Below are 26,777 nucleotides of genomic sequence, written 5' to 3'. Positions count from 1 at the left end.
CACACCGCCTGGCGTGTGCACCTGCCCTGATGCTCAGGTCGGATCGGCTCATGGGGTGAATCTTGGTTCTCGGCGGCACCACCCGGACCCGGAGGATCAGGGCCGGCGCCGAGGCAGAGCCAGGACCTAAGCTTCGGATCGCGGTGACACCCGGCCCCGCGGAGAGCCTAGACTCAATCTGGTGACAGCCCACTCCGCTCAGCACCCGCACGTGATCGTCGTGATTCCTGCCCACGACGAGGCTGGAGCCATCGGTGCCGCAGTCACCGCGGTCCGCGCTTCAGCACATCACGCGGATGTTCAGCTGCGGCTGATCGTCGTCGCCGACGCCTGCACGGACGACACGGCCGCGATCGCCCGCTCTGCTGGCGTCGAGGTGCTCGAGATCGGCGCCAACAACGTCGGCGCTGCCCGGGCGGCCGGATTCGAGCATGCACTGACCGGCCTGGCAGACGTCACTGACGCCCCGCTCGGGGCGGAACAGTGGCTGGTCACCACCGACGCCGACAGCCATGTCCCACTGGACTGGTTCGCCAAGCAGGCCGAGCATCGAGACCGCGGCGCCGACGTCGTCGTGGGCACGGTGATGCTGGCCCCCGTACCCGGGGCCGACCCGGTGGGCCTGGCCTGGGCCGCCGAATACGCCGAGAAGATCACGGGGCGCCGACACAGCCACATCCACGGTGCCAATCTGGCGTTCACCGCCCGCGCCTACCGGGCAGTGGCGGGATTCCGAAGCCTCGCCGATGACGAGGATGTGGACCTGGTGGCCCGGCTGCGCCGCAGCGACGCCGTGGTGGTCACCGCCACCGATATGCCGGTGATGACCTCACGGCGCACCACCGGCCGCGCCCCGCGCGGATTCGCACAGACCCTGGGAGCCCTGCACGCATGACCGATCTTCTCCGCGAGGTGCACGCCCACCTCCGCCAGCCCATGCCTCCGCTGCCTGGGCGTGGTGAGACCGCCCGGCGCTGGCGCCGACTCGCAGAGCTCACCGCGCAGAACACGGTGGCGGGCAGGCTCTATGAGGCCCACGCCGATGCTGTGGCGATCAGCACGGACCTGGGCCGGCCAGAGATGGTCTCCGCCGGCGAGCTCTGGGGAGTATGGGCCGCAGAGCCACCGGCCCCGGTGCTCACCGCGACGCGCAGCGGCCAGGGCTGGACGCTGACCGGCACCAAGCCCTGGTGCTCCGGGGCCTCGCTGTGCAGCCATGCACTGGTCACCGCGACTGTCTTCACCGCGGCCGTGGCGTCGGACGCCGCGGGTCCAGTCCAGGATTCAGCCGCCGGCGCCGCGCAGAAGATGCTCTTCGCGGTGGACCTCTCCTCCCCCGGCGTCTCCCCGGTGCCCGACACCTGGCAGGCGGTCGGGATGGCCGCCAGCGACTCGGGCTGGGTGTCTTTCGAGCAGGTGCCCGCAACCGCGCTGGGCACCCATGCCGACTACCTTGACCGTGCCGGCTTCTGGCACGGCGGCATCGGGGTGGCCGCCTGCTGGTACGGCGCCGCCCGCGCCGTCGCCGCCCCGCTGCTCACCCGGGCCACCACGCCCAGCGCCTCACCGATCCTGCGGGCCCACGCCGGGGCTGCAGCCGCCGCACTGACCGCTGGCTGGGCGCTGCTGAGCAGCACCGCCCGCGCCGTGGACGCCGACCCGCACAACCTGCCGCTGGCGAAGGCGCAGGCCTTCGCGGTGCGCACCTACATCGACCGCCTGGCCGCCGAGATCATCGACCGCACCGGCCGCGCTCTGGGACCCGGACCGCTCGCCTCGGATGCGATCCACGCTCAGCGGGTCGCCGATCTCGGCGTCTACATCCGGCAGTCCCACGCGGAGACCGATGAGGCAGCACTCCCCGCGGTCATGGCCGAGGACGGGCTGAGCTGGGACCACCTGATCGGGGACGGTCATGACACCTGGTGAGACCCCGCGGACCTTCCACGGCGCTCAGGCGCCGCACAACACCCGTGCCGCGCTGGTGAACTATGACGCGGACGTGCCGGAATGGGGCATCGGCGAGATCGACGCCGCGGGACGCTGGATCCCCCAAGACCTGCCCGGGCTGCTGGTTGTGGCTCCGCACCCCGATGATGAGGTGCTCGGAGCGGCCGCGCTGATCGCCGCCGGACTGCGCAGCGGCTCACCCGTGCGGGTCCTGGCCGCCACCGACGGCACCGGGTCCCATCCTCCCAGCAGCATTCCCGCAGATCAGCTCGCCGAGATCCGCACCGCCGAATCCGAGGCGGCCTTGGATGAGCTGCGCGGACTCACCCCGGGCCCGCGCGGTCCAGGCAGTCTGCAGCGCATCCGGCTGCACCTGCCCGACGGCGAGCTCGCCGCCCACCGCGAACCGCTCGCCGAGGCGATCGGCGCCGCCCTGCAGGACATGCCCGGCGGCACCCTTTTAGCGGCTCCGCTCTCTCGGGATGGGCACCCGGACCATGACACCTGCGGCGAGGTGGCTGTTGCCGCCGCGGCGCAGCGCAACGCCGCGCTGGTGCAGTACCCGGTATGGCTGTGGCTGCACAGCACACCTTCGGACTCGACGTCAGAGCCCGGCCGTCCGCCGGAGGTTCCGTGGACCGCGGCGCGCTCCATCCCGATCGACCCCGAGCTTGCGCAGGTCCGGGGCCGCGCGGTCGCCGCCTTCGCCTCTCAGCTGGGGGCCGAGCATGGCACGCCGGTGGACCGGAACCCCGGTGAGCCCGTGCTCACCCCGAGCATGCTGGACACTGTGCTGCGGGATCAGCAGATCGTCTTCCCGGGGACACCGCTGGACTTCGAGGGCCTCCATGCGCGGGGATCGGACCCGTGGGGAGTCACGACCCGCTGGTATGAACAGCGCAAATACGGGCTGACCATGGCCGTGCTCCCCCGGGCTCGCTACAGCCGAGCGTTCGAGCCGGGCTGCTCCATCGGCGGGGTGACCGAGCTGCTGGCGCAGCGATGCGATGAGGTCCTCGCCACCGATATCTCCGGCTCAGCGCTGCACGTGGCGGCGCAGCGGGTCGTGGCCGAGAACGTGACGTTCCGGCACGCCAGCATCGAGGACTGGCCCGCCGGGAGGCTCGATCTGATCATGATCAGCGAGCTGGCCTATTACCTCAGCGACTCCCAGTGGGCTGCGGTCCTGGCACGAGCATCGCAGACCCTGGAGTCCGGCGGCCATCTGGTGTCGGTGCATTGGCGCCACCCCGATGCCCAGGCGTTCCGCTCAGCGCAGCAGATCCGGGCCGACCTGCGGGCGGTGCCCGGCTGGGCCGTCCAAGGCAGCTATGAGGATCTCGACATGCTGATCGACGTGCTCGGCCCGGCGGGCCCGAGCGTGGCCCAGACCGAGTTTCTGCACTGAGGTCAGGGCTGGTGAACGGCTCGGCTCCCGGCCGGAATCTCCACCGTCGCGGGGACCGGACGGCGGAGCTCCACGGTGGCGGTCCAGATCCCCGCGAGGATCAGCACGGGCACGGCGAGCACCACGGCAGCCAGAAAGAATGCATTGAACGTCTGGATCAGCGTGGTGTCCATGGCGGGCTCCTCAAGAAGGTGTGGCGGTGAGTTGTTATGGGAGGTGGCCGCGCTCAGGCGGCGCTGCAGAGGCTTCGATTGAAGTGCAGCCGCCGGGAGGCGAACTCGGTGCCGAGCATCCGCTCGATGTTCGAGATCACGCCTTGGGAGATCGTCTCCATCAGATCGGAGGGATCAGAGTCGGCATTGATGGTGCAGCTGAGCTGGAAGACCAGACCGGCGTCGTCGCCGGAGATCTCCACGATTGCGGACTCCACATGTGGGTGAGCCATGAGGCCGGCGGATGCCGCCTTGGCCATCTGGTCGTAGCGCATGCAGCGAATTCGCTGGGCCGCTTCCTGGGTCACATGGCCGTGCGTCTCCCGCGGGACGGGCTGAGGCGTCGTGTTTCCCGGCGTGATCGTGCTGTTGGGGAATGCTCGTGCGCTCATCTGATTTCTCCGGACCCTTTGGCGGCTGCCCCCCTGTTGCAGTAACGCATCTGCCTCTTCATCAACCTTACTGTTAGAAGGTATAACTATTAACGGATCTAACGCAAAATGAGAGTCAGTGTCATCAGCCTCTGACGAGGTGAGACGGCTGTTTCTCCACCGTCTCCTGATCCAGGTCGGGGCGGGTTCTTGATCTGTAGGGTGGGCAGGACGCCCTGACCTGAGAGGTTCACTCCATGACGCCATACACCCCCGCCGAGGTGCGCAGCACTCCCGCGAAGCAGATCTCCACCCCCCTTGCCGGCGTGGACGCCTGCGTCTCTGGGACCCGGGCCGCTTTCAACAGCGGCCGCACCCGGTCGATGGACTGGCGCCGGGACCAGCTCAGGGGCATCCTGCGGCTGCTCGAGGAGCGGGCACCGGAGATCCATGCGGCGATGGCCGCGGATCTGGGGAAGAACGACGTCGACGCTCATCTCACCGAGGTCCTCTCGGTGAAGTCCGAGGTCAAGCACGCGGTGAAGAACCTTGAGCGCTGGACCCGGGATCGGAGCACCTCGGTCCCGTTCATCGTGGGCAGCGCTCGCGCGCATGTGCAGCGCCAGCCGCTGGGCACGGTGCTGATCATCGGCCCCTGGAACTACCCGTTCCACCTGTTGCTGATGCCGCTGATCGGCGCGCTGGCGGCCGGAAACTCGGTGGTGCTCAAACCGAGCGAGCTGGCTCCTGCGGTCTCGGCGACCGTGGCGGAGCTGATTCCGGAGTACCTCGACGCCGAGGCCGTGCAGGTGGTCGAGGGCGGAGTCGAAGAGACCACCCGACTGCTGGAGCACCCCTTCGATCACATCTTCTACACCGGCAACGGCACGGTGGCCTCGATCGTGATGGCCGCCGCGGCGAAGCACCTGACCCCGGTGACGCTGGAGCTCGGCGGCAAGTCCCCGGTCTGGATCGACTCCTCGGCTGATCTCACCGCCACGGCTGAGGCGCTGGTGTGGGGCAAGTTCAGCAACTGCGGCCAGACCTGCGTCGCGCCGGACTACCTGCTGACCACTCCCGAGCTCGCCGAGCCGCTGGCGCTTCAGATCGCACGGGTCACGCGCCGCGCCTTCGGCTCCGATCCCGCACGCGCGGAGAACTACGGGCGGATCATCAATGAGCGTCACGCCGAGCGCCTCGCCGGGCTGCTGGGCTCCGGCCGCGCGGTCATCGGCGGTTCGGCGGAGGTCTCTGCCCGGTACATCGCACCCACGGTGCTGCTGGATGTGGAGCCTGACTCGGCGGTCATGCAGGACGAGATCTTTGGTCCGATCCTGCCGATCCTCACGGTGGCGGACCACCACGAGGCCATCGAGTTCATCAACGCGCGGCCGAAGCCGCTGGCGCTCTACGCCTTCACCGAGCACCCTCTGGTGCGCGAGGACTTCCTCGAGCGGACTTCATCCGGTGGCATCACCTTCAACACCGTGATGACGCAGCTGGCGGTGTCCACCCTGCCTTTCGGTGGGGTCGGCGCCAGCGGCATGGGCCGCTATCACGGCGAGTACAGCGTGGCGACCTTCAGCCATGAGCGGGGCGTGCTGCGCAAGCTTCCCGGCTTCGATCCGACCCGGCTCGCGAAGGCACCGATCTCCTGGGGCATGCGCCGGATCCTGCTCAAGGGTTGACGCCGGGCTCGCGCTGCCCGCCCTCGGTCCGCGTTCTGCCCGACTCGAAGGCCGAACCGGCTGCTCAGGCGTGACGGTAGGTGGGCAGCACCGCGTTGGAGGTGACGATGACCTTGCCCAGCGGCATCAGCGAGACCGGGATCAGCTTCAGGTTCGCGATGCCCAGCGGGATCCCGATGATGCTGATTAACATCGGGATCGCGGTGAGCACGTGGCCGATGGCGATCCAGATGCCCGCCACCAGGATCCAGATCACGTTGCCGATGGTGGTGAACAGACCTGCACCCCGAGGGCTGCGGTCAACGATCGTGCGGCCGAACGGCCACAGCGCGTAGGCCCCGATCCGGAAGGACGCGAGGCCGAAGGGGATCGTGATGATCAGCAGGCAGCAGATGATCCCGGCGATGAAGTAACCCAGGGCCAGCCACAGGCCGCCGAAGAGGAGCCAGATGACATTGAGAATCGTAGAGATCGTGGAGTTCATCTCACTATTCAATAGCATCCGCGGCTGCGCTCAGAAGGGCAGCGGTCCTGCTCTGCTTTCGCGCTTGTCGTCTCTACACCCAGCGACCCCTGAGCACACCGCCCTGGCTCCCTCGCAGGGGGCGGTTCTGGGCAGGCTCGACTGCCCTGATGTCGGTAGTCGTTGAATGCCCTCTTCGGGGTGAGGTCAGATGAGGAAGTCGCCGATGAAGCCGTCTGGCTGACACCCGGGCGGCACGGCGAAGACTGCGCTGCCGACAGGGGTGGTCCACTCGTTGAGCCGGTCCCCTTCCGCAAGGCGCCTCTGGATGGGCAGGAACTGGCGGTCGACGTCGGCCTGGTAGGAGATGAAGATCAGACCGCTGTTGCTGATCTGTTCACCGGACGCCGGATCGTCATAGTTGTAGCCGCGGCGCAGGATCTGCTCCTCGGGCCCCACCTGGTGGGCGCGACGGATATGGGCGAACTCCTCGATCACCGGGAAGCCCAGCGCGCTGGTGGCCTCGAAGTCCGGATCCTGGTGTTCGCGGGTGCCGGTCAGCGGTGCTCCGACGCTCAGGTCCCGCCCCACCGAAGATTCCTTGCCGCTGCGGGCGAGCTCATCCCACCCGTCCATATCCATCTGGATCCTCCGGATCACCAGCGATGTGCCGCCCTCCACCCACGGGGTGAGCGCACCGGCAGAGCCCGACGGCGGGTGGCCCCAGACGGCGAACTCGTTGCCGTCCCCGCCGCGCTCAGGCTGGACGGTCTCATCCACCTGACCGAAGAGGTTTCGCATGGACGATCCCTGCTCCTGGGCCCCATGTGCTGAACGAAAACCGTTCTGGATCCACCGGGGCCGCGCCTCGCTTCGCGCGCTCTTGAGCATGATCCTGCGCGCATGAGCCAGCGAGATCGGGTTGTTGCCGCAGAGCTGGAGCAGCAGATCTCCGCCGCACAGCGCGGGCTCGAGCTCGTCGATCTCGAAGTCCGGCAGATCCTTCAGCCACGCGGGCGCGGCTCGAGGATCCAGCCTGTCGATGAGCCGTCGGCCGAAGCCGAAGGTGACCGTCATGCTCGCAGGATTACCAGCGAGCTCCGGCTCCGTGTCCGCGAGCGCCGGCCGACCGGCGGTCAGCCTGGAGGCGTCATCGCTGAGCAGCCGCAGCAGCCGCTGGATGCCTTCGGCATTGCGGGGTTCTCTCAGATCAAGCGCGATCAGGAGCGCATGAGCCTGAGCGGGGGTGTCGATGCCCGCCTGCCGCTCCCCGAAGAACGGCACGGTCTCGGAGCCGTATCTGCTGGTGCGCACCTCGGGCTCAGGGTCGCCCCAGCGCAGCCCGCTGCCGATGCTGGCCGCCGCGGCCACACCTGCTCCGCCGACCCCGGCGCCGAGCAGGAGGCCGCGGCGAGAGAAGCCATGCCGGGAGGCTGCTCGGTCGGAGCCTCTGAGCCCCGAGTCCGTCCGCGCAGAGTCGGTCTCGTGCGGCCCCTCAGCGTTCATGATCATCGGACTCGTGATCGCGTTCATGACCGCTGGCGTCACCGTGGCTCGCGGGGCCGTCGCCCTCGGAGCCGTTCCCGTGGTCCATGGGATCCATATCGCCGCCGTGCTCGTAGGGCTCGTCCTGACCGCCGTCGTCACGGACCATGGCCTTGATGCTCTCCTGCGTGCCGTCCTCGAACTCCAGCGAGATGTCGAACACCTCTCCGGGCAGCAGCTCCTGCTGCAGGTCCATGAGCATCAGGTGATCGCCCCCGGCCTGCAGCTCCAGGGAGCCGGAGGCCGGGATGATGAAGCCATCCTCGATCTCCTGCATGATCTGTCGGCCGTCCTCCTCCACGATCTCGTGGAGCTCCGTGATTCCCGCGACCTCGGAGCTGGCGGCCACCACCGTGAGGTCCTGATCGGTCAGGTTCTCGATGGTGCCGAAGACGCTGGTCATCTCGGAATCGGTGGCGCGCGCCCACATGTCGTCCTGGCTGCTCTGGATGCGCGCATCCTCCTTCGCTTCGGCCTGGGCTGCTTCGGTCTGCGGGCTCTCGGACGCTGTGCTTTCTGATCCGCCTTCGCTGCAAGAGGTGAGCGTCAGTGTTGCGGCTGTCGCCAGGGCAGAGAGAGTCCAAATGGGATTCTTCATGACAGTGGTGTTCCTTCCGGGCGCATGGCCCTTCAACCCGAACGCGCACTCGTGCGCGGTGGGCATAGATGTCTTGGGTGGGAGAGCGATCCACGGGAAGCGGGTCGCTCAGCTGGACCTGACCGCGGGGAAGCGGCAGGCCGGCGGGAGCCTGATCAGAGGCTGCGCATCAGCAGCGCTGAGTCAGGCGTGCGCGTTCGGGCTCGTGGAGGCGCGCCGGGGTCGGGCGCGGCGGATCAGGCGGATCAGGCGCGGGGCGTCTTGCGCCCGCGCAGAACAGCCATCGTGATCGCAGCAAGCAGACCGAGCACCGTGAGAGCACCGACCACGACGGCCCAGACCGGCAGGCCGGGGTCCTGCTGGGTGTCCGCAGCCGCGTCCCCCGTCACCGGTTCATCCGCCTCGGCGGAGTCCGTGGAGGTGGAGTCGGCGACGTCGTCGTCCTCTGCCGGAGCAGCAGCCTCAGTCTCGGTCTCAGCGTCGGCGTCGGTCTCGGTCTCAGTCTCGGCGTCGGTCTCGGTCTCAGCGGGAGTTGAAGGCTCCGGCGTGGGCTCGGGATCCGGCTCTGCCACTTCGAAGTCGAAGGAGCTCTCCTCGGCGTGCCCATCGGAGTAGACCACTCGGTAGGCGACCGTGTAGTCGCCCCCGGGAAGCTCCGCGGGGAGCTCGGTCCACATGGTCGCACCCTCGATCTCGGTCTCGCCCTCCCAGTTCTCACCATCCTCATCGCTGACCGCGATGATGTTGGTGATGGACTCACCGGTGGTCAGTCCGCCGCCGGAGAACTCGAGGGTGACCTCCTCGGGGCTCGCCTCGAGGAGGTCACCGGCTTCCGGAGAGGATGAGATGAGTGAATCGTGCGCCCAGGCGGGAGCCGCCATGGTGGTGACGGCCAGGCCGAGCGCGGCGGTCGCGGAGAGTGCGGTCACGCGGCCGGCGCGCTGGCGCCAGGTGGTGGATGTGCGGTGTGCGGGGGTGCGGGATGACATGAGTTCAGTGCTTTCCGTCGTGAAGTGACTGGTCCCCGGCGTCGAGCCGTGGAAACCATATGGCGATGTCAGCTCACGAGGACCGGCGGTCCGCGCAGGGTCTGCGCGCCGCCGCCGAGCCAGAGGTCCCGCAGGATCACCGTGGAGAAGGAATCGTGCGCACGGATGGCACGGGGCCCGGTCAGCGAGACCGGACGCAGGAACAGCAGCAAGACCGGGCGCAGCAGCAGCAGGGCGGCAAGCGCCTGGAGAATGAGTTCGCCGCGGCGGATCACCCCGAAGCTGAAGATTGCGGCGCACACGTGGGCGATGATCATCGGCGCATCAGGCAGCACCTGAGCGACCGTGCTGGTCTGCGCCGCACCGACCACCGTGACGGCGTGATCATGGGCCGCATGCCCGGCGTGAGCTGCCGCGTCGCTGTTCACAGTCGCGCTGGCGGAGGCCCCCGTGGCAGGCAAGAGCGCGAAGAGACCGTGCAGCACCGCCTGGCTGAACCCGACCGCGGCGCCGAGCCGGGCCCGACTGAGCCGCACGGCGGAGAGCGAGGCACAGACGGGAAGGCTCACCGCGAGAGCCAGGACCAGCACGATCCAGTGCGGCATGTGGTGGCCTGCGGCCGAGTGGGAGATCGCAGCGGAACCGATGGCCAGGGTCGCGGCCAGCAGCCCGCGGGTCAGCCGAGCGGTCCCGGTCACGGGACGCGGTGAAAGGGTGAAGTCCGCGGCATTGACCACAGGATCCCCCTTCCCTCGGCTGATGCGGGCGAGTCTACTACAGCGTGTAGAACTCGGGGGGGGGGCGTGGGTGGCGGGGGTGGATTCCGCTGGACGAGATCGCCTCAGCGAGGCCCCCCATAGAGACGCTCTCAATTCCTGGCCTGGGCCGCCTTCGTGATCCCCGACTCGGCCGGAGCCTGGTTCGGGTGGCGGGCCGGGGGCCGGGAGTGCTGGTGGACCCGGCTGCGTCAGCCCTGACCACCCAGCCTGCATCTACTGGGCGATTTGGGGGATTTTCGGACCGAATCCCACCCGGAAACTCCCTCAAATCGCCCAGTAGATGAAACGCGGCGGCGCAAGGAGCGCCTGCTTCAGCGGTCCAGCGTCGTGGCCAGCGGCTTCTCCTCCACGAAGAGCAGCATCACGGTGGCGATCAGCGCGAGCGGCACCATCCAGAGGAACAGCGGCACCAGCGCCTCGTTATAGGACTCCACGACCACCGCCTGTATCGAGTCCGGCAGCCCGCGCACCAGCTCCGGGGTCAGCGAGTTCGCGCCCACCCCGCCGGCGGCGTCGGCGGGCAGCCGTTCGGTGAGCATCTCGGTGAGCCGGGTCGCGAAGAGCGAGCCGATCACGGCCGCGCCCAGCGTGGCCCCGACCTGGCGGAAGTAGTTCTGTCCCGCCGTCGCGGTGCCCACATGGCGCAGCGCGAAGGAGTTCTGCGCGACCAGGGTCAGCAGCTGCATCGTGCAGCCCAGCCCGAGCCCGAGCACGCCGAGGTAGAGGCATTCGAGGATCACCGGGGAGTCGGCGCTGACCGTGGAGAGCAGCCCCAGGCCCAGCGCGGTGATCACGCTGCCCACCACCATCGTGCGCTTATACCGCCCGGACTTGCTCACCCTGCGGCCGACGACGACCGAGGCCACCAGCAGCGTGCCCATCATCGGGATCATCAGCATCCCCGCCTGGGCCGGGGTGTAGCCGGTGACCATCTGCAGGTAGGTGGGCATATATCCCAGCGCGCCGAACATCGCCACACCGGTGATCAGTCCGGCGACCATGGTGAGCACGAAGTTGCGGTTGCGGAAGAGCATCAGCGGCAGGATCGGTTCGGGGGTCCGGTATTCGATCCAGGTGAAGAGCAGCCCCGAGACGACCATCGCGGCGAGCAGGCCCAGGATCATCGGCGAGGTCCAGGCGAACTCTCCCCCGCCCCAGGTCGCGATCAGCACGACGGCGGTGGTGGCCACTCCCAGCAGCACCATCCCCCACACGTCGATCCGGCCGCGCGCCTCGGGTGGTCGCGGCGGCAGCTTCAGCAGCAGCACGATCCCGATCAGCGCGAGCGCGCCGAGCGGCACGTTCATCCACAGCGTCCAGCGCCAGCCTGGACCGTCGGTGAGCCAGCCGCCCAGCAGCGGACCGGCGACCGAGGCGAATGCGAAGACCCCGCCCATCACGCCCATATAGCGGCCGCGCTCCCGCGCCGGGACGACGTCGGCGATGGTCGCCTGGGAGAGGATCATCAGTCCACCGCCGCCGATCCCCTGGATCACCCGGGCCCCGACGAGCTGGGCCATGCTGTCCGCCGCGCCCCCAAGTGCGGAGCCGATGACGAAGGCGATGATCGCGAAGATGAACAGCGGCTTGCGCCCGAACATGTCTCCGAGCTTGCCGTAGACCGGCATCATCACCGTCGAGGCGAGGATGAACGCGGTGATCACCCAGGCCATGTGCTCCACGCCGTCGAGCTCACCGACGATGGTCGGCAGCGCGGTGGCCAGCACGGTCTGACCCAGTGCGGCCATCAGCATGGCGAGGATCAGGGCGCTGAAGATCCACTTCAGGTGTCCGGTCTCGGGCGGGGAGCTGGCGTCGGCGCCGGCCGCGTCGGGCTCCGCAGCACCGTTGGGCGCCGCGGCCTCGGCGGTGGCACTCGCCTCGGACGGCGGGGTGAGCTTCGGCGTCGAAGAGGTCTCGGGGCTGGTCATCGGGTGGTCTCCACGACTTGTCTGAACAGGGCGATGCTCTCGCTGATGAAGGGATCCAGGCTCTCCGCGCCGGCCTCGTGATAACGGGTGAAGGCGAACTTGGTGATGCCGCCGGCGAGCGCGAGCAGCGCCTCGAAGGCGTGGGTGCCTGCTCCCTCGGGCAGGTGCATCCCGCCCTGGTCTGCCTCGGCGTGCACGGCCGAATACACGAGCCGCTCCACCTGCGCGAGCAGCTCGGCGAGCCTGGCGCGCAGCTGCGGGTGCTCCGCGATGATCGCCCGGCGCTGCGCGGCGGTCTCCTCGGGCAGGCAGGTGCGCACCACGGACACGAAGAGATGCACCACGCGGGTGAGTTCATCCTCGGTGGAGGCCTGGAAGCGTTCGACGACGGCCGGGTCCAGCTCCGCTGACCGGGTCCCCAGCACCGCGTCCTCCTTCACCGGGAAGTAGTTGAAGAACGTTCGGCGGGAGACGCCCGCCCTGGCGGAGATCTCATCCACGGTGACCGCGCCGGGTCCCTCGGACGAGGCCAGGGCGAAGGCGGCCTGGTGGATGGCGTTCCAGGTGTCGCGCTGATTGCGCCTGCGCTGCGTCAGATTTTCTTGCACTAGTGCATCTTATGCACCGATACAACTTTGCACAAGTGCAAGGAGATGTGGACAAGACTCTCCACGGATCACCCCTCGGGCTGACGCAGCCCGGGCGATACTCCGAAATACTGAGGCAATGCTCGAATCACTCACACTTGCCACCGACGTCGCCACCGCCGTGGACGGGGACAGCTGGGTCGCAGACCTGCAGAACTGGACCCAGGGCCTGCCAGCGGCACTTCAGTGGCTCGGCGTCATCCTGGTCTCCGCCATTCCCTTTGTGGAGTCGTTCTTCGGAGCTCCGATCGGAATCCTCGCGGGCATGCACCCGGCGGTGGCGCTCATCGCCGCCGTCGTCGGCAATATGCTCTCGCTGATCCTGGTCGTCTACGTCGCCCACTGGGTGCGCACCGCGATCCTGCACAAGCGCCCGCAGCAGATGGACCCGGAGAAGTCCGCCAAGCGCGAGAAGGTCCGGCGGATCTTTGATCGCTTCGGCGTGCCAGGGGTCTCGATCCTCGGGCCGCTCGCGCTGCCGAGCCAGTTCACGGCCCCGCTGATGGTGTCCTTCGGCGCCTCACGTCACGCGGTGATGGCCTGGATGCTGGTCTCGGTCATCCTCTGGGGCGCCGGGTTCGCGCTGCTCACCGTCTGGGGACTCACCCTCATCGCCTAGGGAGCCCAGCGCAGAGACCGGAAGCACCTCAGCGCTGCTCCGCGTCCTTGGGGTAGCGCTGCAGCTCTCGGGATCCCTGGGTGAGGTTCTTCAGGTTCACGCTGTCGTCGAAGTTGGCCCCGATGGCGCCGGCGAAGGTGCCCAGCGAGGCCGAGAGCCAGGCGATCTCCACGTAGTTCATGAAGCCGGTCTCCTGCCTGAGGACGTCGGCCATGAACCCGGGTTCGATCAGCAGCAGCCCGACCACCAGGATCGAGACGAACAGCACGAAGTACAGCGCGGTGACGCTGGTCAGCAGGCTCACCACGGTGGAGATGTTGTACATGGCCGCTTCCCGGGCACCGCCGACGACGGCGGACCGGTCCCAGAGCCGGTTGCTGATGATCAGCCAGGCGCTGACGATGCCGACCGCGGCCACCGAGACGATGGCCAGCCGCCAGTGCGGCAGGAAGCTCGCCATCTCCCAGATCGTGGTGAAGAAGATGCCGAACGCGCCGGTGGCGGCGGCGGCGGCGAAGACGCCGGAGAGTTTGGGCAGGGACCAGAGCGGCTCGTTGGCCGCAACCATGCCCAAGGTCATCCAGAGCCGCCCGGGGAACAGCATCCCTGGGGAGATGAAGAACGTGTCGTCGCCCTTCTGCTCCTCGACATGGGCGTAGTAGCCGCCGTACTGGCGCGCGGCATCCACCGACTCGTTCAACAGCGCGGTGACCACTCGATGCAGCTCCCGTCGCAGCGAATGCATGATGAACGCCGGTCCCAGCGCGGGCAGCGAGATGATGGCGAGCCTGTCCGCGAAGTGCAGCTCCGCCGTCTTGGGCCGCTCCCCGGCCATGCGGGGGATCTCGGTGACGATGACCGTCATATCGGCCTCGGCCTCGCGGGCCCAGCGCTTGGCCACGACGAGGTCCAATGTGGCATCTTCGCGCAGCGGGATCAGCACCTGCTCCTGGGTGACCTCTGCGCCGCGCGCCCAGCCGGAGTTGCGGCCGCGCTGGGGCTGCTGGAGCATCTTGCGCACGAGCAGCGAGGTGCGGCCGGGGTCGGAGTAGACCACGATGCTGCCGTCACGGACGGGCAGATCCGTTGCGCTGTACTGGTCGACCTGGCCCTGGTTCTGCGTGTCCTGCTCCCCTGGCGCCGTTCCCGTGCTGTGTTCCTCATGCGTGTCTTCGTACGTCTCCTGCGATGCCATGTCATCACAGTACCGTTCTGCTCCGAGGCAATGTCAGCGCGCTCGCGGCGCGCTGACACTGCCTCGGCGTGCTCAGGAGTCGCTGAGCATGTCCAGCACCAGAGGTTTGACCCGGGTGCCGTAGAGCTCGACGGCGCTCATCATGTGTTCGTGCGCCAGGCTGGCATTGCCGTACTTCATGCCGAAGCGGCTGTTGCCCAGCAGCTTCTGGGTGCGCGCGATCTTCTTGGCCACGGTCTCTGGGGAGCCTACATACAGGGCTCCCTGGTGGACCTCCTGCTCGAACTGCGCCCGGGACGGATGACCGTTGCCCCAGCCGCGCTCACGGCCGAGCTTCGCCATCGATTCGGCCCAGGACGGGTAGAAGACGTCGAGCGCCTCCTCGTCGGTGGGCGCCACGAATCCGTGGGAGTGAACGGCGATGCGACGGTTGCCGCTGTGACCAAACTCATCGAGCGCCTTCTGATAGAGCTGGGCCAGCGGGCGGAAACGCTCCGGGGCGCCGCCGATGATCGCCAGCTCCAGTCCCAGGCCATGCCGTGCGGCCCGGACCACCGAATTGGGGGTGCCGCCCACGGCGATCCAGGTGGGCAGACCGTGCTCGTGATCGGTCTTGGGGTAGATCTCCTGGTTCTTCAGCGGGCCGCGGGTGCTGCCCTGCCAGCTGATCGCGGTCTCGGAGCGCAGCCGGGTGAAGAGCTCGACCTTCTCCTCGAAGAGCTGCTCGTAATCGGAGAGGTCATAGCCGAAGAGCGGGTAGGACTCGATGAAGGAGCCGCGGCCCAGCGAGACCTCGGCACGGCCATTGGTGAGCCCGTCGATGGTGGCGAAGCGCTGGTAGACCCGCACCGGGTCGTCGGAGGAGAGCACGGTGACCGCAGAGGTGAGCTTGATCCGTTCGGTGGCGGCGCCGATCGCGGAGAGCACCACATCGGGTGCCGAGATCGCATAGTCCGGGCGGTGGTGCTCGCCGATGCCGATGACGTCGACCCCCGAGGCGTCGGCCATCCTGGCCTCTGCCAGGACATTGCGCAGCACCTGAGGCTGCGGGACATCCTGCTCACCGTCGAGGGTCTTGGTGACGTCTCCGAAGGTGTGCAGGCCGAGTTCGAACTGGTCGCTGTGGCGCTCTGTGCTGATGCTCATGGCTGGTGCAACACCACTCATTCCCGCTCCATTCCTCAAAATTTTAAAGACTTAGAGGTTGTTGGATCCCTCGCGGCTCAGCGCCTCAAGGCCGGAACCCTCAGCACCTCCGGGCCGGGACGCTCAGCTCATGCGCGCGGCGGCCCGGCGCACCGCGGCGGTCAGTCGATCCATCGCCGAGGTGGTGCTGGACCAGTGCTGCCAGTGCAGGGTGGTCTCCTGCAGTCCGATCTCCTCGACGATCACCAGATCCCGGTGCGCCCCCTCCATCACCCCGGGCGGCATCATCGACTCGGGAATCATCCCCCAGCCCAGCCCATAGCCGACGGCTGCGTTATAGGCCTCCACCGAGGGGACCATATGGGTCGTCGGGGTTCCGGAGACCCCAAGTCGGCGCAGACCGGTGCGCTGCAGCGAATCCCGGATGCCGTATTCCACCAGCGGGACCCGCTGCCAGTCCACCACCCCTGCCGCGGAGCGGTGCCGGTCCAGCAGCTCGGTGCTGGCCACCGGCCAGTAGCGCATGACCCCCAGCACGGTGGAGCGGCACCCGGAGACCGGCGAGGGATTCTCCGCCACCGCGGCGGCCACCGTGCCGTTGCGCAGCAGCTCGTGGGTGTGCTCCTGGTCCTCGGCGTAGAAGTGCAGCTCCACGTCGTCCCAGGTGGCGGCCTCCTGCAGCACCCGCAGGAACCAGCTGGCCAGGGAATCCGCGTTCACCGCCACAGAGAGGGTCACCGTGGGCGCCGCCTCGCCGGGGATCCGGTGGAAGCCGAGGCTGCGTCGCGCCTCGTCCTCCAGCATCACGGTCTGCCGGGCGATCCGCAGCAGCTCCGCCCCGGATTCGGTCGGCACCACCGGGACCGTGCGGGTGACGAGCACGTGGCCCACCTCCTTTTCCAGCGCCTTGATCCGCTGGGAGAAGGCGGATCCGGAGATCTGCAGCAGCGCGGCGGCGGACTCGAAGGTCCCCTCATCCACCGCCGCGACGAAGGCTCGCAGGTGATCAGTGTTCATGGGTCAAGTCTACCGGCATATCTGAAGCATTGCTTCAGATAGTGAAGGATCCTGAGCTGGTGCGGATGATGGTACAGACTCCAAGATGGAGCCATGACCATCTTCCTCACCGGACTCCTGACCTGCCTGGCCCTCATCGTCGCGATCGGCCCGCAGAGCGCCTGGCTGCTGCGCCAGGGCCTGCGTCGCGATCGCGTGCTGCTGGCGGTGGCCTGCTGCGTCTTCGGCGACATCCTGCTGATCGCGCTGGGCACCGCAGGCGTCGGCGCGGTGCTCGATCACGCGCCGTGGCTGATGGAGGTGCTGCGCTGGCTGGGCGTGTCCTACCTGACCTGGTTCGCCTACCGCTCCTTCCGCTCGGCCCGCCGCGCGGGGCAGGCGCTGAAGCCCGGGGTCCATGTCGAACTCTCCAGCCAGGACGCCGACGACGACGGCGCGCCCGGCTCCTCCGGCGCAGGCGGCACCGCCGTGAAGCAGGCGCAGCAGGTCCAGGTCACCCGGATCTCCTCGATCGCCGCCACCGGGCTCAGCGTGAGCATCCTCAATCCGCACGCCTGGGTCGACACGATGGTGGTGCTGGGCACCATGGCGAACACCTTCGGGGATCAGCGCTGGCTCTTCGCCGCCGGTGCGGTGATCGCCTCGATCGTCTGGTTCAGCTCGCTGGCCCTCGGCGGGGCGGTGCTCTCCAAGTGGCTCAACCGGCCGCGCACCTGGCAGGTGCTCGACATCTTCGTCGGTGCCATCATGGTCGTGGTCGCGGGGCTGCTGGCCTTCAGCGGCTTCTGATCCCGCGCCCAGTCAGCGCTGCCCAGTCAGTGCTACCCGGTCAGTGCCGGCGCAGAACTGACTGGGCCGCGTGGAACCCGGCCATCCCGTGGGCGCCTCCGCCCGGAGGTGTCGAGGCGGAGCAGAGGTAGACCTCTGGTCCTGGGCCGCCGGAGCGTGCCAGCCCGGGAGTTCCCGGCGCCTCGCCACCGGCCTGGGGCACCCGGTAGGGATCTGCGCGCAGCACCGGCCGGGCCAGGAACTGTCGCAGCGTCGGCGCACCGGCGCTGATGGAGCCGCCCACCAGGTTCGGGTTCCACTCCTGCAGATCCGCGGGGCTCCAGAGCTTGCGTGCCTGCACCGACGCACCGAACCCGGGGGCCTGAGCTTCGATCTCGGCTTCGATCATCTTCGCGGCGCGGGGCACCGCAGACCCGGAGAGCCCGCCGGGGACATGGGCGTAGGCCCAGGCCACGGTCCGCTCATCAGGGGTCCGGGAGGGATCGGCGGCGGCGGGCTGGGTCAGCAGCACATAGGGCCGCCCGGGCAGGGTGCCGCGCACAGCTGCGGCCTCCGAAGCCGCCATCTGGGACGCGCCGCCGCCGAGGTGGACCGTGCTGGCCCGGCCCATCGACTCGTGCCGCCACGGGATCGGACCCTCGAGCAGATAGTCGATCTTCACGATGCCGGTGCCGTAGTTCCAGCTGCTCAGCGCCCGCGAATATCCGCGCGGCAGCCGCAGGCCGCTGAAGCTGCGCAGCTGGCGCGGAGTCAGGTCCAGCAGCACCGCGTCGGGGACGTGTCCGCCGGGACCGGTGCTGCCGGGCTCGCGCAGATCCTCCAGGCCGAGGATCCGGCGGCCGGTGAACACGGTGCCGCCGTGGGATTCAAGCTCCGCGACCAGGGCGCGCACCACCGCGCCGGAGCCTCCGCGCGCCATCGGCCAGCCGGTCACCTGCGCGGCGGTCCCCAGCAGCAGCCCGAAGGCTGAGGTCAGCGGCCTGCGCAGGTCGGTGGTCGCATGCCCGGCGAGACCGGCGAAGAGCGCCTTTGCCGGCGCCTCGGCGAAGATCTGCTGCAGCCAGGTCGAGGGCCAGGCGCCGCGGGCACCGATCTGCAGCAGCGACTGCAGTCGACGCGCTGCCGAGTCGGACTGCAGGTTGGTCCACGGCGCGGTGATCGGGGTCATCCCTGCGCGCAGCACCTGGTCCCAGTCCCGGGCCACCGGTCCGAAGACTCGGGTCCAGGCGGCACCGTCGGGGCCGAGCCCGGCGGCGGTGGCACGCACCGAGGTCTCCAGCAGGGCTGGAGGGGCGCCGTCGTCGAGCCCGTGGGCGGCGGGGATCGAGGCGTGGACGTACTCCAGGCCGTGGCGCATGACGCCGGGGACCGGCGGCGGGCCGAAGGGGAACACGCTGGCCCCGAGGTCACTGATCACGCCCTCCCCGCCGGGCACCGCGCCGCCGAGCTCCCCGGCGAAGAGCTCGGCCGAGCGCATGGCGCCCCCGGGTGCGGCGGCGGCCTCGTAGACGGTGACCTCCCATCCGGCCTGGGCCAGCAGGCAGGCGGCGGTCAGTCCGTTCGGACCTGACCCGACGACGGCGGCTCGCTTCATGTGTGGGGACCTTTCAGCTGGGCGACCAGGGCGGCGATGTTGCGGATGAAAACGACCATCCAGGAGAAGAGCACAGCGGCTCCGATCAGCTCCAGGGAGGTCAGGTTGTAATAGCCGATGGGCTCCCACAGGGCGACGGCGAAGAGCACGGCCGCCGCGGCGAGGTAGCTGATCAGGTAGAAGGTGCGCGGGAAGCCGGGCAGCAGATAGGGCATGCCGATCAGCAAGATCAAGAAGGACAGTCCGAAGCCGGCGGTGAAGACCACGTGGATGTCATGGTGCAGGCTGATCGGCACCAGTCCGACCCCGGCGAGCGAGACGCCCATGCTGATCATCACCGTTCGCAGCATCCCGATCCGCGGCCGCCAGACGTGTCGGGTCATCGCGGCGGCGAGCCGCGCCCCCACCGGCAGCCTGCCGCTGCGCCGGCGGCGTTCCTCCTGCCGCCGCTGCAGCTCCTGCTCGCGGGTGCTGGTGATGTGGTCAGACCAGATCTCCAGGTCGCGGGTGATGAACGCGGTGAGTGTGGTGATGATCGTCCCGGAGACCACCAGCGTGGTGTTGAAGGTCCAGAAGGAGGTGAGCCCGGCCTGGCCGGTGCCCAGCTCGGAGAACATCACATGCCACCAGAAGGGGTTCTCGGCGAAGATCATCGAGACCAGCACCCCTGAGGCGGTGAAGAGCGCAAGCAGCGTGGAGAGCGTGAACGCATTGATCCGCGCGCCGGAGTTGAAGCTGAAGTACCCCGAAGTGCCGCCGACGATCGCCAGCAGCACGGCACCGGCGATGTAGTCCACGGTCAGCCCGATGAACGCCTCCTGGAAGACCCGGAAGAGTCCCAGCGCGACCATCACCGCGATCGAGGAATGGACCACCAGCAGCGCCAAGGTGTCCATCACCTGGCGGATCCGTGGCCGCTGCCCCAGCCAGATGTTGGCCAGTCTGGTGTTCAGCGAGAAGCCCAGCAGGAAGGCGAGCCCGGCGGTGACCCCGCCGACGATGGATCCATACACCTGGATCGACCCGTCTCCGGCCAGCGGCGGCCGATGATCGGTGAAGACGAAGAATCCAGCTCCCAGCCCGATGAGCGCCCCTCCGATGGCGCACCAGATGGCGCGCGACTCGATCAGCACCTGAAGCCGGGCCTGCGTCTCAGCCTGGGAACGGGTGGTCTCCGCCGGATGGGAGGCCTCCTCCACCGCGGCCTGCGCCGCGAGCCGGCGAGCTGTGCCGTGGGTGGAGGTGGAGTTGATCACCGCCCAAGCCTTGCCGCAGGGGGAGCTTCTTGCAAGCTGGTGCGGTGAACTCCCGGCGAACGGACCTCTGCTGTCAGGACCGCCGGCCTAGACTTGAGGCCCATGAGCACACCCGCATCCTCACCATCTGACCCCCGAAACGCTCCGCGCCCACCCGAGCAGGTAGACCGCGGCGTCCACGTGGTGGCCTTCAGCGCCGAAGTCGCCGCCTCGGCGCAGGAGATCTTCGCACTGGTCGCAGATCCGCATCGTCACCACGAGATCGACGGATCCGGCACCGTCCAGAGCCAGGCGATCGGGCCGCATCAGCTGAAGACCGGCGATCGCTTCAGCGTCCGGATGCGCGTCTTCGGGGTCCCCTATACGCTGCCGCTTCGGGTGCTGACCTCACAGCGGCCGACGGCGCAGCGACCGGGGGTGCTGGAATGGGTCCAGCCCACAGGGCACCGGTGGCGCTGGGAGATGACTCCGATCCGGCCGGGCACGGACAGCACCTTGGTCACCGAGTCCTACGACGCACGTGCTCAGAACCGACTCATGCGAGCGGCCCTGACGGCGTCGAAGGTCTACTCCCGCAACGGTCGAGGGATCGAGGCCTCACTCTCCAGGCTGCAGAAACTGTTCGGCCCTGACGACTGAACGTCCCTCAGCCCGGCGGAAGGACCCCCGGCCCTGACCCCACATGGACTAACATTAGCGGCACACCAGCGCCCGCCGCCGCGAGGCCGCGGATCTCGGCCGGGTGCTATGACCTCGGGAGAGGAGATGCATGTTCGATGTGGATACTGACCGAACCCTCGTAGCGGCAGCCGACCTGGTCAACACCGGCGAAGGACTGCGCAGCGCCACGCCCGGTCTGGATCAGCTCACCACGGTGACGCAGCTCAAGGAGTATCTGAGTTCGCGGGATCCGGCCCTGCGCTGGCCACCCTCCGGCGCTGACCGGACGCAGCTGGAGAAGATCCAGCACCTGCGTGAGAAGGTCCAGCAGATCTGGAGCGCGACCCCGATCAAATCCGACGCCCCGATCCAGGTGCTCAACGAGCTCCTGCGCGGCGTGGGACTGAAGGTCGCCCGCGGCTCAGATGGCGAGTACCGCGCTGAGCCGGTGCCGGCGTCGAAGGAGCTCGCAGATGTGATGACGGCGAGTATGGCCACTGCCATCCAGCACCTGGTGGTGCGGGATGAGACGGCGCGGATGCGCACCTGCAAGGGCGAAGGCTGTGATGCGGTCATCATCGACCTCACCCGCAATCGCTCGAGGCTGTTCTGCGACTTCGGCAACTGCGCCAACCGCGCCCATGTGCGGGCCTACCGGGCCCGTCAGGCAGCACACCGCAAGACGTTCTCCACCGCGCCCGAGGCGGCGGCCCCCGTCGCACACTCGAGTCGGCACGCTGTAGCGCATTCGGACACGCTGGACAGTCCGCGACTGGTCAAGCCGAGCGCGGCAGAGAAGGCGGCACAGATCGAAGTGCCCACCTCTCAGTCCGCCAGGGCGGCCAAGGAGTTCCGCGACCGGATGCGTGATGAGCTGATGGAGAAGCGTGACAAGAAATCAGCGAAGAAGCTGAAGAAGGAGAAGAAGAAGGCCAAGACGTAGCCGCACGACTGAGGGACCGTCACGGAAAACAGGAGGCTGTGACGTGCTTGTCAGTCGGGGGCATGAACCCCGGGCCGGCCGAGGAAGGTGCTGCTGCGCCGGACTCGGCGGGTGCGGGGTTCATGCGTGCCCAGATTCGAGCATCCGAGATGTGACGGCGTGCCCGCTGGGGGCGCAGCGCGCCTCGAAGCGTCGAGTGCCCTCCTGAGGGGGCAGCGCGGCCAGACCTGGTGGAGGTCGAGGATCAGCGGCGGTCGTCGCGACGCCCGTAGGTCGGCTCGTCGCCGTCCTCGGGCTCCCCGGCGTCGCGCCGGGCCTGGGCCGCTTCGTCAGCCTTCTTGCGGCGGGCCTTTTCGCGGCGCGTCGCCACCTGCTGGCGGTAGAGCTCCTCGGAGTTCCGATTCACACCCGAGCCCTCCGAGAGGTGCTCCGGGTTGTCCCGCGAGGCCAGGTGCAGCATCGAGATCACCAGCAGCGTGGCGATGAAGCCGATCCCGAACGCGATCAGCCCCAGGTCAAGCCGTGCCGGGTTGTCGGTGCCGCCGGAGGAGGTGATCAGCGTGACGAATCCCGCCACGAATCCCATGGCGAAGGAGAAGATCAGCGGAGCCTTGACCGTCTCGAGCAGAGATCGGCGCCCCTTATCGTCTTCAGCCACTGGGAGTTCCTCGTTCCTGAGCATCGGTATCTGGTCTCGGGTGGGCTGCGCCTGCGGCGTGGCACCACCAGGTCAATTCTACGTCCTGTAGTAGAACGGCGACGATTCAGCGACTCACTGAGTCGACGCACGCCCCCGTTTGGCGTCATGGAGCAGTCCGGCGCCGCTGATCAGCAGCACCACCGCCATGATGACCACGCCCATCCCAGCGACCCCGAGAATCCCATGGGGGTCCAGCTGGAGGCCGATCGCGAGACCGAGCGCGGTGAGCACGCCCACGGCACCCAGGATGATCTGATCCCGCGCCGGGACGAAGTCATGCCGGGCCCTGAATCCTCCGACGAGCTCGGCCACGCCCATCGCCGCGAACCCGATGGCCGCGATCACGGCGGCCGCGGCGGCGGTGTTGACGAAGATCACAGCGACCCCGGCGAGCACCCAGGCCGCGGCGCCCATGGCCAGCGGTCCGCGCAGGCTGATCGGCACCGCCTCGACCTTGGCGTAGTCCCAGACGGCCGTGGCGCCGAGCACGAAGAACCCGGCGATGGAGATCTTCAACAGCGTGACGGTCTCTTCCTGCCAGAAGATCGCGACCACGGCAAAGATCACGGTGATGACCGCGCGGAGCCAGACCGGTCGGGTCAGCTCTTCGGCGGTGGCGGCGGGGATCTTCTTCACAGGCACGCAGCAGAGTCTACCGCTGCGGCCCGGCGGCCCGACCCAGGCAGGGTGCCCGGCCCAGCGGTGCGGCTCAGCGCTGCTCGCCGGCGATCATCCAGCGCTCCCCGTAGGCCCGGACCCCGAGCGTGACCCCGCGGGCACCCATGAACACCACGGCGAATCCGGCCCAGAGCCAGACGATCGCCTCGGTGCCGCTGAAACCGGCGCTGGAGATCCACCAGAGCAGCGGCAGGTACACCGCGAGGTTCAGCAGCCCGACGACGGCGAGGTAGCGCACATCGCCGGCGCCCATGAGCACGCCGTCGAGCACGAAGACGAAGCCGGCGAGCGGCTGGGCCGCGGCCATGACCAGCAGCGCGGCGGTGACGCCGGCGGCGACGCGATCGTCCGGGGTGAACAGGGCCGGGGCGAAGGGCGCCGCCAGCGCGATCAGCCCGCCGGTGATCACGCCGAACCCGAGTCCCCAGCGGGTCATCGTGCGGGTCATCGCCTTGGCCTCCTGCACCCGGGAGGCGCCGAGCTCCTTGCCGATGAGTGCCTGCGCGGCGATGGCCAGGGCGTCGAGCACGAAGGCCAGGGTGGAGAAGATGGTGAAGGCCACCTGGTGCGCGGCGAGGGTGTGCGGTCCGAGATCGGTGGCGATCAGGACCGTGGCCACGATGGCCGCGCGCAGCGAGACCGTGCGCAGCATCATCCAGGACCCCACGCTGGCCGCCTGGCGCAGCGCGATGGGGTCCACGCCCAAGGGCACTCCGACTGCCCGCATCCTGGGGATCAGCATCACCAGATAGGTGATCGCCATCCCCCACTGGGCGATGGAGGTGCCGAGGGCGGCTCCGGCGGTGCCCAGCCCCAGCGGGTGCACCAGGATCAGGTTCAGCACGATGTTCGCGCCGAAGCCGACGGCGGCCACCACCAGCGGGGTCCTGGTGTCCTGCAGCCCGCGCAGCATTCCGACGGCGGCGAAGACCAGCAGGATCGCCGGGACCCCGGGCAGCGACCAGAGCAGGTAGTTCCAGGCGTGGACCTGCATGTCTGCGGAGCTGCCCATGGCCAGGAGCAGCTGCTCACCGAACGCCAGTCCGGCGAAGGCCAGCACCGCCCCGAGCATCACCGCGAGCCAGAGCCCGTCGCGGCCCGCGGCGAGCGCCCGGGAGAGCCGACCGGCGCCGACGAAGCGCGCCACCGCCGGGGTGGTCGAATAGGCCAGGAAGATCATCAGTCCGGTGACGGTGTGCATCACGGTGATCCCCAGCGCCGCTCCGGCGAGCTCGTCGACGCCCAGCCGGCCGATGATCGCGGTGTCCGCCAGCAGGAACAGCGGCTCGGCCACCAGCGCCCCGAGGGCGGGGACCGCCAGGGCGAGGATCTGCCGGCCCATCGGCCGCGGATCGCGGGACGGCACAGACTCCGGTGCCGGTCTCGCCGCCATCAGCGCGGACCCTGGCGCCGGTGACCTGCGCGCCGGCTCAGGTGCAGCTGGTTCACTTGCCCCCGGCCAGCGCCAGGGTCGTCTCGGTGAGCACGCGCAGCACCGCGCCGGTGTGCCAGACCAGACCGCCGAGGTCGTCGATCCCGCTGTCCTCGAGGAACTGCTCGAGCTGGGGCTGGACGAAGTAGGCCATCACCAGCGCCATGACGTTGTTGAAGGCGTGCAGCAGCCAGGCGTAGACCAGCGAGCGCCCGGTGAGGATGTAGGCCACGGTGAACACCGAGCCCATCACCACGTAGGGCACCACCGAGACCACGGTGAGGTCCGTGGCCGCGCCGGGACTGGCGAGCATCGCCACCAGCGCCGGGATGAAGTGCAGCAGCGGGAAGGTGATCACCGAGATCGCCCCGCAGATCCAGATGTTGATATAGCGGGAGAGCTTCCCGATGAGCAGGTGGCGGAAGAAGTATTCCTCCACATAGGGGCCCAGCAGTCCCATCACCAGCACTGCGGCGAGGAACGGCACGAACGCCAGCATGGACTCGATCGCCAGCTGGTTCTCCGAGGTCTCCGGCTCCCCGCCCAGGCTCAGCACCAGCAGGGCGGTGAGGATCAGCGTGACCACCCAGGCCACGGGCACCAGCAGCAGCTTCAGCCACCACAGGTAGCCGAAGGCGCGCACCGAGCGCCACAACGCCTTGGCGGAGAGCGCGAGAGCGATGACCACCATCACCGCGTAGCCGATGACGTTGATCAGGAACAGCGCCTGCTGCTCCTGCTGCTCGACCCCGGAGCCCAGCATGGTGGAGAAGGGCGGCAGCAGGGCCAGCAGGCTCACGCCGCCGACGAGCATCACGATCACATAGACCAGCACCGCGATGAGATCACCCCAGATGAAGCGGCCAGGCTCGGCGTCGCGCTGCCGCTTGCGCGGCGGGTGCGACGCCGGCGGCCACCCGCCCTGCGGCGGCTGGCCGGGCTGCTGACCGGGCTGCAGCGATTGGGCGTGCTGGTGAGGCGGCTCGCCGTAGGGGTGGACCGGCTGGCCGTAGTGCTGCGGCGGTCCGCCATGAAGACCGGGCTGAGGACCGTAGACATCGGGCGCCGGGTAGCGCGGATCATGGCCATAGGGGTTATGCGGAGGCTGAGTCATCACGTACCAGTTTAGTTCTGCGCGGTGATCGGGTCAGTTCTGCGAGGTGATGGGGCTGGGCGTCAGCAGGGTGGCGTTGCGCAGGTCACGCAGCTTGCGCGCCTGGGCCGCCACCGCGTGGTCCTCGTCGGTGATCGGCTCCCAGGGGGCGATCGTCCGCGCCGAGCCGGTGCCGTCCGGGGCGACCATCACCGGCAGCCCGTAGGCCACCACCGCGGGGTGCTTCTCGCGGCGGTCCCCGGCGCGGACACGGACCAGCACATGCATGGATTTGGAACCGGTGAGCACCAGCCGGGCGTCGACCTCTACGAGGTCCCCGACGGTCACCGGCCGGTAGAAGCGGACTCCGCCTGTGAGCACCGCCGCGACCTCATGGCCGCTGTACCGCTCCGCGCAGATCTCCGCGGTCTTGTCGATCCACTTCATCACCGCGCCGCCCCGGATCTTGCCATCGGGGTACCGCTCGTCGGTGTCGGCGAGGAAGCGCATGGTCAGCGCCTCGGAGCTGCCCATGCCCTCGGGCAGGGACTGGATGGTCTCTTCCATCTGCCGGCGGTAGACCATCCGCTGGGAGGCGTCGAGGTCGCGCCGTCGCTCCAGCTCGGTCTGCGGCTCGAAGGCGGCGGCGGCAGCGGGCTCGCCGTCGTCGCCCACGGCGACATAGATCATGAAGCACTCGGTGCAGACCACCCAGCCCTCATCCTTGCGGATCAGCACCCGGGTCTGGATGTGCACCGAGGTGCGCCCGGTGTGGACCACCCGGGCCTGCACGGTGACCGGAGTCTCGCGTGGGACCGGCACGGTGAAGTGCATGTTCCCCACATAGGAGGTCACGCAGTCGGTCCGGGTCCAGGAGGCCGCACAGGCGTAGGCGGTCTTGTCGATCCAGTCCACCACCGTGCCAGCGGCCACGAAGGAGTCCGGGGAGGTGCCCGCCACCTCTCGAAATGTCAGTTCGATGCTGCTTCGCCGCGCCATGACCACGACGCTAGCACCCCCGCGTGCGAGACCCGCGCCATAGGTGGTCACCGCGCGGGTGTATATCGTGGACCC

27 protein-coding genes are annotated in these 26,777 nt (G+C 68.7%); 8 read left to right on the top strand and 19 right to left on the bottom strand.

Annotation, left to right across the window (positions count from 1 at the left end):
* The first annotated feature begins 181 nt into the window (after positions 1-181).
* The 3 genes from LTI14_RS10275 to LTI14_RS10265 are packed head-to-tail and all read left to right on the top strand — an operon-like array spanning position 182 to position 3,358.
* On the top strand, positions 182-895 hold the full coding sequence (locus tag LTI14_RS10275) for a glycosyltransferase (protein WP_241476433.1): 714 nt from the start codon (positions 182-184) through the stop codon (positions 893-895).
* Positions 892-1,929 carry an acyl-CoA dehydrogenase family protein gene (locus tag LTI14_RS10270; protein ID WP_241476432.1) on the top strand — a complete coding sequence of 346 codons (1,038 nt, stop codon included), beginning with the start codon at positions 892-894 and terminating at the stop codon, positions 1,927-1,929. The genes LTI14_RS10275 and LTI14_RS10270 overlap by 4 nt, the downstream gene beginning before the upstream one ends.
* On the top strand, positions 1,916-3,358 hold the full coding sequence (locus LTI14_RS10265; RefSeq protein WP_241476431.1) for a bifunctional PIG-L family deacetylase/class I SAM-dependent methyltransferase: 1,443 nt from the start codon (positions 1,916-1,918) through the stop codon (positions 3,356-3,358). The genes LTI14_RS10270 and LTI14_RS10265 overlap by 14 nt, the downstream gene beginning before the upstream one ends.
* 2 nt (positions 3,359-3,360) lie before the next feature.
* Here the strand turns inward: LTI14_RS10265 and LTI14_RS10260 are convergent, their stop codons facing one another.
* Together LTI14_RS10260 and LTI14_RS10255 are read right to left on the bottom strand one after the other, a co-directional pair.
* Positions 3,361-3,531, bottom strand: coding sequence for a hypothetical protein (locus LTI14_RS10260; protein ID WP_241470747.1), 171 nt, complete (start codon positions 3,529-3,531; stop codon positions 3,361-3,363).
* Between the two features lie 53 nt (positions 3,532-3,584).
* Positions 3,585-3,962, bottom strand: coding sequence for a hypothetical protein (locus LTI14_RS10255; RefSeq protein ID WP_241470748.1), 378 nt, complete (start codon positions 3,960-3,962; stop codon positions 3,585-3,587).
* A gap of 236 nt (positions 3,963-4,198) precedes the next feature.
* Here LTI14_RS10255 and LTI14_RS10250 point away from each other — a divergent pair, with 236 nt between their 5' ends.
* Positions 4,199-5,629, top strand: coding sequence for an aldehyde dehydrogenase family protein (locus LTI14_RS10250; protein WP_241476430.1), 1,431 nt, complete (start codon positions 4,199-4,201; stop codon positions 5,627-5,629).
* Positions 5,630-5,693: 64 nt separating this feature from the next.
* Here the strand turns inward: LTI14_RS10250 and LTI14_RS10245 are convergent, their stop codons facing one another.
* The 7 genes from LTI14_RS10245 to LTI14_RS10215 form a co-directional block, all read right to left on the bottom strand.
* Positions 5,694-6,101 carry a YccF domain-containing protein gene (locus LTI14_RS10245; protein WP_241476474.1) on the bottom strand — a complete coding sequence of 136 codons (408 nt, stop codon included), beginning with the start codon at positions 6,099-6,101 and terminating at the stop codon, positions 5,694-5,696.
* Between the two features lie 198 nt (positions 6,102-6,299).
* Positions 6,300-7,598 carry a Dyp-type peroxidase gene (locus tag LTI14_RS10240; protein WP_446740389.1) on the bottom strand — a complete coding sequence of 433 codons (1,299 nt, stop codon included), beginning with the start codon at positions 7,596-7,598 and terminating at the stop codon, positions 6,300-6,302.
* Entirely contained in the window at positions 7,588-8,235 is a 648-nt protein-coding gene (locus LTI14_RS10235) for a copper chaperone PCu(A)C (RefSeq protein WP_241470750.1), read from the bottom strand. Before LTI14_RS10235 ends, LTI14_RS10240 begins: the two co-directional genes overlap by 11 nt.
* Before the next feature lie 245 nt (positions 8,236-8,480).
* Positions 8,481-9,224 carry a copper resistance CopC family protein gene (locus LTI14_RS10230; RefSeq protein ID WP_241476428.1) on the bottom strand — a complete coding sequence of 248 codons (744 nt, stop codon included), beginning with the start codon at positions 9,222-9,224 and terminating at the stop codon, positions 8,481-8,483.
* 68 nt (positions 9,225-9,292) lie between these two features.
* Positions 9,293-9,922, bottom strand: a complete 630-nt coding sequence (locus tag LTI14_RS10225; RefSeq protein WP_241465797.1) for a hypothetical protein — start codon at positions 9,920-9,922, stop codon at positions 9,293-9,295.
* Between the two features lie 392 nt (positions 9,923-10,314).
* On the bottom strand, positions 10,315-11,934 hold the full coding sequence (locus tag LTI14_RS10220; protein WP_241476427.1) for an MDR family MFS transporter: 1,620 nt from the start codon (positions 11,932-11,934) through the stop codon (positions 10,315-10,317).
* Positions 11,931-12,542, bottom strand: coding sequence for a TetR family transcriptional regulator (locus LTI14_RS10215; protein WP_241476426.1), 612 nt, complete (start codon positions 12,540-12,542; stop codon positions 11,931-11,933). Before LTI14_RS10215 ends, LTI14_RS10220 begins: the two co-directional genes overlap by 4 nt.
* Positions 12,543-12,660: 118 nt before the next feature.
* Here LTI14_RS10215 and LTI14_RS10210 point away from each other — a divergent pair, with 118 nt between their 5' ends.
* A complete protein-coding gene (locus LTI14_RS10210) occupies positions 12,661-13,200 on the top strand; it encodes a small multi-drug export protein (RefSeq protein ID WP_241476425.1) in 540 nt (179 codons plus the stop codon).
* Positions 13,201-13,228: 28 nt separating this feature from the next.
* Here the strand turns inward: LTI14_RS10210 and LTI14_RS10205 are convergent, their stop codons facing one another.
* The 3 genes from LTI14_RS10205 to LTI14_RS10195 all read right to left on the bottom strand — a co-directional run bounded on the left by LTI14_RS10205 (position 13,229) and on the right by LTI14_RS10195 (position 16,558).
* Complete coding sequence (locus LTI14_RS10205) at positions 13,229-14,395, bottom strand: hypothetical protein (RefSeq protein WP_241476424.1); 1,167 nt, start codon at positions 14,393-14,395, stop codon at positions 13,229-13,231.
* Between the two features lie 72 nt (positions 14,396-14,467).
* Entirely contained in the window at positions 14,468-15,541 is a 1,074-nt protein-coding gene (locus tag LTI14_RS10200) for an LLM class flavin-dependent oxidoreductase (protein WP_241465772.1), read from the bottom strand.
* A 123-nt stretch (positions 15,542-15,664) separates the two neighbouring features.
* Entirely contained in the window at positions 15,665-16,558 is an 894-nt protein-coding gene (locus tag LTI14_RS10195) for an ArgP/LysG family DNA-binding transcriptional regulator (RefSeq protein ID WP_241476423.1), read from the bottom strand.
* Positions 16,559-16,651: 93 nt separating this feature from the next.
* Between LTI14_RS10195 and LTI14_RS10190 the strand changes: the two genes are divergently transcribed.
* A complete protein-coding gene (locus LTI14_RS10190; protein ID WP_241470756.1) occupies positions 16,652-17,347 on the top strand; it encodes a LysE/ArgO family amino acid transporter in 696 nt (231 codons plus the stop codon).
* A gap of 40 nt (positions 17,348-17,387) precedes the next feature.
* Here the strand turns inward: LTI14_RS10190 and LTI14_RS10185 are convergent, their stop codons facing one another.
* On the bottom strand, positions 17,388-18,941 hold the full coding sequence (locus LTI14_RS10185; RefSeq protein WP_241476422.1) for a phytoene desaturase family protein: 1,554 nt from the start codon (positions 18,939-18,941) through the stop codon (positions 17,388-17,390).
* Positions 18,938-20,197, bottom strand: a complete 1,260-nt coding sequence (locus LTI14_RS10180; RefSeq protein ID WP_241465766.1) for a hypothetical protein — start codon at positions 20,195-20,197, stop codon at positions 18,938-18,940. Before LTI14_RS10180 ends, LTI14_RS10185 begins: the two co-directional genes overlap by 4 nt.
* Before the next feature lie 102 nt (positions 20,198-20,299).
* On the opposite strand from LTI14_RS10180, the gene LTI14_RS10175 reads away from it, so the two are divergent.
* Both LTI14_RS10175 and LTI14_RS10170 read left to right on the top strand, forming a co-directional pair.
* Positions 20,300-20,836, top strand: coding sequence for a dimethyladenosine transferase (locus tag LTI14_RS10175; protein ID WP_241476421.1), 537 nt, complete (start codon positions 20,300-20,302; stop codon positions 20,834-20,836).
* 130 nt (positions 20,837-20,966) lie between these two features.
* Positions 20,967-21,800, top strand: a complete 834-nt coding sequence (locus LTI14_RS10170) for a CGNR zinc finger domain-containing protein (protein WP_241465763.1) — start codon at positions 20,967-20,969, stop codon at positions 21,798-21,800.
* A 244-nt stretch (positions 21,801-22,044) separates the two neighbouring features.
* On the opposite strand, the gene LTI14_RS10165 is transcribed toward LTI14_RS10170, so the two are convergent.
* The 5 genes from LTI14_RS10165 to LTI14_RS10145 all read right to left on the bottom strand — a co-directional run bounded on the left by LTI14_RS10165 (position 22,045) and on the right by LTI14_RS10145 (position 26,702).
* Positions 22,045-22,458 (bottom strand): hypothetical protein, encoded by a 414-nt coding sequence (locus tag LTI14_RS10165; RefSeq protein WP_241465761.1) that lies wholly within the window; start codon positions 22,456-22,458, stop codon positions 22,045-22,047.
* A gap of 114 nt (positions 22,459-22,572) precedes the next feature.
* Entirely contained in the window at positions 22,573-23,142 is a 570-nt protein-coding gene (locus LTI14_RS10160) for a hypothetical protein (protein ID WP_241476420.1), read from the bottom strand.
* A 67-nt stretch (positions 23,143-23,209) separates the two neighbouring features.
* Entirely contained in the window at positions 23,210-24,571 is a 1,362-nt protein-coding gene (locus LTI14_RS10155; RefSeq protein WP_241476419.1) for an MATE family efflux transporter, read from the bottom strand.
* Positions 24,572-24,623: 52 nt separating this feature from the next.
* Positions 24,624-25,724 (bottom strand): CPBP family glutamic-type intramembrane protease, encoded by a 1,101-nt coding sequence (locus tag LTI14_RS10150; protein ID WP_241465757.1) that lies wholly within the window; start codon positions 25,722-25,724, stop codon positions 24,624-24,626.
* Between the two features lie 33 nt (positions 25,725-25,757).
* Complete coding sequence (locus LTI14_RS10145) at positions 25,758-26,702, bottom strand: acyl-CoA thioesterase (RefSeq protein WP_241465756.1); 945 nt, start codon at positions 26,700-26,702, stop codon at positions 25,758-25,760.
* Positions 26,703-26,777: the final 75 nt, after the last annotated feature.

Source organism: Nesterenkonia sp. YGD6 (genome assembly GCF_022565895.1).
Classification (GTDB): Bacteria; Actinomycetota; Actinomycetes; order Actinomycetales; family Micrococcaceae; genus Nesterenkonia.
Note: the sequence above shows the minus strand (reverse complement) of the source record. Positions and strands in the feature narration are given on the sequence as shown.

Coding starts and splice junctions, on each gene's coding strand:
- LTI14_RS10270 (WP_241476432.1), top strand. CDS start 892: ATGACCGATCTTCTCCGCGAGGTGCACGCCCACCTCCGCCAGCCCATG.
- LTI14_RS10265 (WP_241476431.1), top strand. CDS start 1,916: ATGACACCTGGTGAGACCCCGCGGACCTTCCACGGCGCTCAGGCGCCG.
- LTI14_RS10260 (WP_241470747.1), bottom strand. CDS start 3,531: ATGGACACCACGCTGATCCAGACGTTCAATGCATTCTTTCTGGCTGCC.
- LTI14_RS10255 (WP_241470748.1), bottom strand. CDS start 3,962: ATGAGCGCACGAGCATTCCCCAACAGCACGATCACGCCGGGAAACACG.
- LTI14_RS10250 (WP_241476430.1), top strand. CDS start 4,199: ATGACGCCATACACCCCCGCCGAGGTGCGCAGCACTCCCGCGAAGCAG.
- LTI14_RS10240 (WP_446740389.1), bottom strand. CDS start 7,598: ATGAACGCTGAGGGGCCGCACGAGACCGACTCTGCGCGGACGGACTCG.
- LTI14_RS10235 (WP_241470750.1), bottom strand. CDS start 8,235: ATGAAGAATCCCATTTGGACTCTCTCTGCCCTGGCGACAGCCGCAACA.
- LTI14_RS10230 (WP_241476428.1), bottom strand. CDS start 9,224: ATGTCATCCCGCACCCCCGCACACCGCACATCCACCACCTGGCGCCAG.
- LTI14_RS10220 (WP_241476427.1), bottom strand. CDS start 11,934: ATGACCAGCCCCGAGACCTCTTCGACGCCGAAGCTCACCCCGCCGTCC.
- LTI14_RS10210 (WP_241476425.1), top strand. CDS start 12,661: ATGCTCGAATCACTCACACTTGCCACCGACGTCGCCACCGCCGTGGAC.
- LTI14_RS10205 (WP_241476424.1), bottom strand. CDS start 14,395: ATGGCATCGCAGGAGACGTACGAAGACACGCATGAGGAACACAGCACG.
- LTI14_RS10200 (WP_241465772.1), bottom strand. CDS start 15,541: ATGAGCATCAGCACAGAGCGCCACAGCGACCAGTTCGAACTCGGCCTG.
- LTI14_RS10195 (WP_241476423.1), bottom strand. CDS start 16,558: ATGAACACTGATCACCTGCGAGCCTTCGTCGCGGCGGTGGATGAGGGG.
- LTI14_RS10190 (WP_241470756.1), top strand. CDS start 16,652: ATGACCATCTTCCTCACCGGACTCCTGACCTGCCTGGCCCTCATCGTC.
- LTI14_RS10185 (WP_241476422.1), bottom strand. CDS start 18,941: ATGAAGCGAGCCGCCGTCGTCGGGTCAGGTCCGAACGGACTGACCGCC.
- LTI14_RS10175 (WP_241476421.1), top strand. CDS start 20,300: ATGAGCACACCCGCATCCTCACCATCTGACCCCCGAAACGCTCCGCGC.
- LTI14_RS10170 (WP_241465763.1), top strand. CDS start 20,967: ATGTTCGATGTGGATACTGACCGAACCCTCGTAGCGGCAGCCGACCTG.
- LTI14_RS10155 (WP_241476419.1), bottom strand. CDS start 24,571: ATGGCGGCGAGACCGGCACCGGAGTCTGTGCCGTCCCGCGATCCGCGG.
- LTI14_RS10150 (WP_241465757.1), bottom strand. CDS start 25,724: ATGACTCAGCCTCCGCATAACCCCTATGGCCATGATCCGCGCTACCCG.
- LTI14_RS10145 (WP_241465756.1), bottom strand. CDS start 26,702: ATGGCGCGGCGAAGCAGCATCGAACTGACATTTCGAGAGGTGGCGGGC.